Annotated in this window: 5 protein-coding genes; 4 read left to right on the top strand and 1 reads right to left on the bottom strand. The window is 62.8% G+C overall.

All coding sequences use genetic code 11. The annotated features are described in order from the left end of the window. From WA702_RS00750 to WA702_RS00735, 4 genes are all read left to right on the top strand, one after another. The coding region (locus tag WA702_RS00750) for a cysteine desulfurase (protein WP_425108612.1) at positions 1 to 791 on the top strand (791 nt) is incomplete at its 5' end. Beyond that, complete coding sequence (locus WA702_RS00745) at positions 788 to 1,159, top strand: SUF system Fe-S cluster assembly protein (protein ID WP_425108611.1); 372 nt, start codon at positions 788 to 790, stop codon at positions 1,157 to 1,159. The genes WA702_RS00750 and WA702_RS00745, both read left to right, overlap by 4 nt. Positions 1,160 to 1,235: 76 nt before the next feature. After that, on the top strand, positions 1,236 to 1,652 hold the full coding sequence (locus WA702_RS00740) for a HesB/IscA family protein (protein WP_425108610.1): 417 nt from the start codon (positions 1,236 to 1,238) through the stop codon (positions 1,650 to 1,652). Positions 1,653 to 1,693: 41 nt separating this feature from the next. Further along, positions 1,694 to 2,437 (top strand): TfoX/Sxy family protein, encoded by a 744-nt coding sequence (locus WA702_RS00735; protein WP_425108609.1) that lies wholly within the window; start codon positions 1,694 to 1,696, stop codon positions 2,435 to 2,437. A 52-nt stretch (positions 2,438 to 2,489) separates the two neighbouring features. Here WA702_RS00735 and WA702_RS00730 read toward each other — a convergent pair whose 3' ends face one another. Beyond that, positions 2,490 to 3,557, bottom strand: a complete 1,068-nt coding sequence (locus WA702_RS00730; RefSeq protein ID WP_425108613.1) for a GGDEF domain-containing protein — start codon at positions 3,555 to 3,557, stop codon at positions 2,490 to 2,492. Positions 3,558 to 4,075: the final 518 nt, after the last annotated feature.

Genomic DNA, 4,075 nt, shown 5'->3' with positions numbered 1-4,075 from the left:
CTCCGGTCGATGACGAAGGCAATTTCCTGATCGAGGAGTTCGAGAAGCTTCTGAGCCCGCGCACCAAGCTGGTGGCGATCACCCAGATGTCCAACGCGCTCGGCACTGCCGTGCCGGTGAAGGACGTGGTGCGGATCGCCCACGCCCGCGGCATCAAGGTGCTGGTCGACGGTGCGCAGGGCGCGGTGCATCTGCCGGTCGACGTGCAGGACATCGACTGCGATTTCTACGCCTGCACCGGTCACAAGCTCTATGGCCCGACCGGGATCGGCGTGCTCTATGCCAAGCACGAGCACCTGGTCGCGATGCGTCCCTACAATGGCGGCGGCGAGATGATCCGCGAGGTGGCGCAGGACTGGGTCACCTATGGCGATCCGCCGCACAAATTCGAGGCCGGTACGCCGCCGATCGTGCAGGCGATCGGGTTGGGTGCCGCGATCGACTATATCAATTCGATCGGCAAGGCGCGGATCGCTGCGCACGAGCATGATTTGGTCGAATATGCCCAAGAGAAGCTGCGCGAGATCAATTCGCTGCGGCTGATCGGCACCGCCAAAAACAAGGGTCCGGTGATCTCCTTCGAGCTGAAGGGGGCCCATGCCCACGACGTCGCCACGGTGATCGACCGCCAGGGCATCGCGGTCAGGGCCGGGACCCATTGCGTGATGCCGCTTCTGGAACGATTCAACGTCACCGCGACGTGCCGGGCCTCGTTCGGCCTGTACCATACGCGGGAAGAGGTTGATCAGCTGGCTCGGGCGCTGATCAAGGCGCGGGAACTGTTCGCATGAGTGACACAGCGGAAATCAAGAACGCGACCCTGGAGACGCATTCGGCGCTGGGCCCGGAAGAGACCGAGCGGCTGACGGCCGAGATCATCGCCGCGCTGAAGACGGTGTTCGATCCGGAGATACCGGCCGACATCTACGAGCTCGGGCTGATCTACAAGGTCGACATCAAGGACGACCGCGGCGTCGACGTGGTGATGACCTTGACCACGCCGAACTGTCCCGCCGCTGGTGAGCTGCCGACCATGGTCGAGAACGCCATTGCCAGCGTGCCGGGAGTCGGCGTTGTCAGCGTCAATATCGTCTGGGACCCGGCCTGGACCCCCGACCGGATGAGCGACGAGGCCCGCCTCGTGCTCAACATGTGGTGAGCGTCCAAAGAATTAGGCGTTATCGGATAGGCTCCGACGTCGAGTGCGGGATTGATCGGCTGCTGGGATTGACCACATGAAGGACATGACACAGGTACCATCAACTGCTCCCGCCAAGCCCAAGGCGATTAATAAGCCGCGTCCCCGTCCGCAGGTGATGAGGCTGACCGACGCCGCGGCCTCGCGCATACGCGCACTGTCCGAGCGCGCCGATTCCGAGATCGTCGGACTGCGAGTCGGTATCAAGAACGGCGGCTGCGCCGGGCAGTCCTATACGGTCGAATACGCCCACGACATCAAGCCGACCGACGAGGTTGTCGAAGACAAGGGCGTCAAGATACTGGTCGATCCCAAGGCCGTGCTGTTTCTGCTCGGCACCGAGATGGACTACAAGGCCGACCGGATGCAGGCCCAGTTCGTGTTCAAGAACCCGAACGAGGTCTCCGCCTGCGGCTGCGGCGAGTCGGTGCAGCTCAAGCCGGCGGAAGTCTAAGCTCCGGTGTCGTCCCAGGCCAGCCCGGCAACGCGACAGCGTTGGCGGTTGCCGATCCTGGACCCATACGCCGCGGCAGATGTCTTCGCGAAGAAAGACGCCACGCGCATCGGGCGATAAACTACGCTCTCGGGCTATGGATCCCGGCGCCTGCGCGCAATCGCGCGCTGGGCCGGAATGACAGCAGGGGGCATCTCATGGACCGTGAATTCCTCACCGATCTGTTCGCCGATTTCGGCCCGGTCACGATCCGGCCGATGTTCTCCGGCCATGGCATTTCGGTGGACGGGATCAATTTCGCTCTGGCGCTGCGCGCTGGACTGTTCTTCCGCGCCGACGAACAAACTATCCCGCGCTTCGAAGCCGAGGGCTCCAAGCCGTTCTCATATCAGACCACCACGCGATCGGTGACCGTCGCGTCGTATTGGCAATTGCCGGCGCGGCTGTTCGACGACACCGAAGAGCTTGGCGAATGGGCGCGCGCGGCGCTCGGCGCAGCGAAGCGCGCGGCACTGAAGAAGCGGCCGCGGAAGCCGCGCAAGGCCAAAAATACTCAAGCCAAAAATACTCAAGCCAAGAATACTCAAGCCAAGAATACTCAACCCAAGAATACTCAACCCAAGGCCCAGGCATCGACCAAGGCCGCTAAGCTGCCTGCGAAGGCGCGAGTGGGCAAAGCGCCCCCGACTGGCAAAAAGAAAGCGCGGCCCACCGAAAAGCGATCTGCAAAACCGACGAAGCGGACATCGGCTCGAAAGGTGCGGGCGAAGGCCAAATCGCGTTGACGGCAGCATAAAGCAAGTCCGTCGTTCGCGACGAAGACGTTGCGAGCAGAATTCAGGCCATCTCGCCCTGCTGTTCCGCCGCATATTCCGGATCGACCTCAGAGATCACCCGGTTGCGGCCGTTGCGCTTGGCGGCATAGAGGCAGGCGTCGGCGCGCTCGATCAGCGCATCGGTGTCATCGCCTGGCTTGAGCATGGACACGCCGACCGAGATGGTGACGCGGCCGAGAATCTCGCCGGTCGATTTCTTCTTCAATTCCTTCGCCATCACGGCGCGACGGATGTGGTCGGCGACCGCCAGCGCCTCGCGCAGCGTCGTGTTCGGCAGCACCACCGCGAACTCTTCGCCGCCATAGCGGGCGGTGATGTCTTGGCCCTTGATCACGTGCTTCAGCGACATGCCGACCAGCCGCAACACCTGATCGCCGGTGAGATGACCATAGGAGTCGTTGAACGACTTGAAATGATCGATGTCGAGCATCAACAGCGACAGCGGCTGGCTGTTGGCGATCGCGGTCTGCACCGCCGTGCCGATCATGCGATCGAAATATTTGCGGTTGCCGAGCTCGGTCAGCGGATCGGTCAGGCTCTCGGCGCGGATCGCTTCCAGGCTTTGCTGCAGGCCGGAGATCTCCGACTTCGACAGCGACAGCCGGTCCTCGAGCGCGCGGTTGGTCTCGCGCATCTGGCGCGTCGAGCTGGCGAGCGCCTCGATGATCCCGACCAGCTGCTCGTGGCTGCTGGCGTCTGCGAGCTGCTGATCGGCACCGGCGAGACTTGCATCATAGCTCGCCGTCATGCCGAGCGCTTCGGTAATCAGGTTCATCACATCGTCGATCTCGCCGAGCACGCGCGCGCCGACCTTGTCGATACGGTCGGTGGTCTTAAGATGCGACAGATAAGTCTCGTAGATCTGCTCAAGCTCGGGCTCGGTCAGCTTGCCGCTCCGCGCCAGGGTCTCGTTGATGATCTTGTTGAGCGACGGGTTGTAGCCGGTGGCGTAGACGTACCAGATTTCGTAGTTGCGCGGGCTGGCAGTGTGGCGCAGCGATTTCATCTGGCTGAATGCAACTTCAGCAAAGGCCATCGTGCGTTCGTGTTCGTCGAGCACCTTGACCACCACACTGTTCCCCAGATGGGCCACGCCCGCACGCCGGAAGTCAACAAAGAATGACTGCCAAGCTAACGGACGACCGTGAACGAGTTGTAAACGTGTGGAATGCGCGCAACTACATAGAAGAATCATAACATGTGATAAGAACGCGTCAGCGAAGCTAACGCGTTGCTGCATCAACACGCGCGCCAGCTCTGCGTTGTCTCGAGTTCCGATCGCTGCTCGCGCACGCTGCTGTTGCGACGGATATCCGAAGCTATTTCGGCGCGAGCGTCACGAGCGGATATCAGACCGGCGCGCGCACCGGCCTGAGCAGGAACGCAGGAAGGTGCGAATGATCCGCAGGCTCGTTGTCGGGTTCGCGATGCGGGCGTTGCATCGGGGTTCGTCCCGGTGAGGCGGGTTGCGGTGCGGGAGGCGCGCTGGCCCGGCCGCGATTGGCATGACGTGGCTCGCTCTCCGAGCGCCGCGGCGGCTCGCTGGACGCGGGGAGCGTCTCGCTTTCCGAGCGGCGCGGCTCGCTG

The organism is Bradyrhizobium sp., from assembly GCF_049798375.1.
Classification (GTDB): Bacteria; Pseudomonadota; Alphaproteobacteria; order Rhizobiales; family Xanthobacteraceae; genus Bradyrhizobium.
This window is presented reverse-complemented; position numbering and strand designations above follow the sequence as displayed.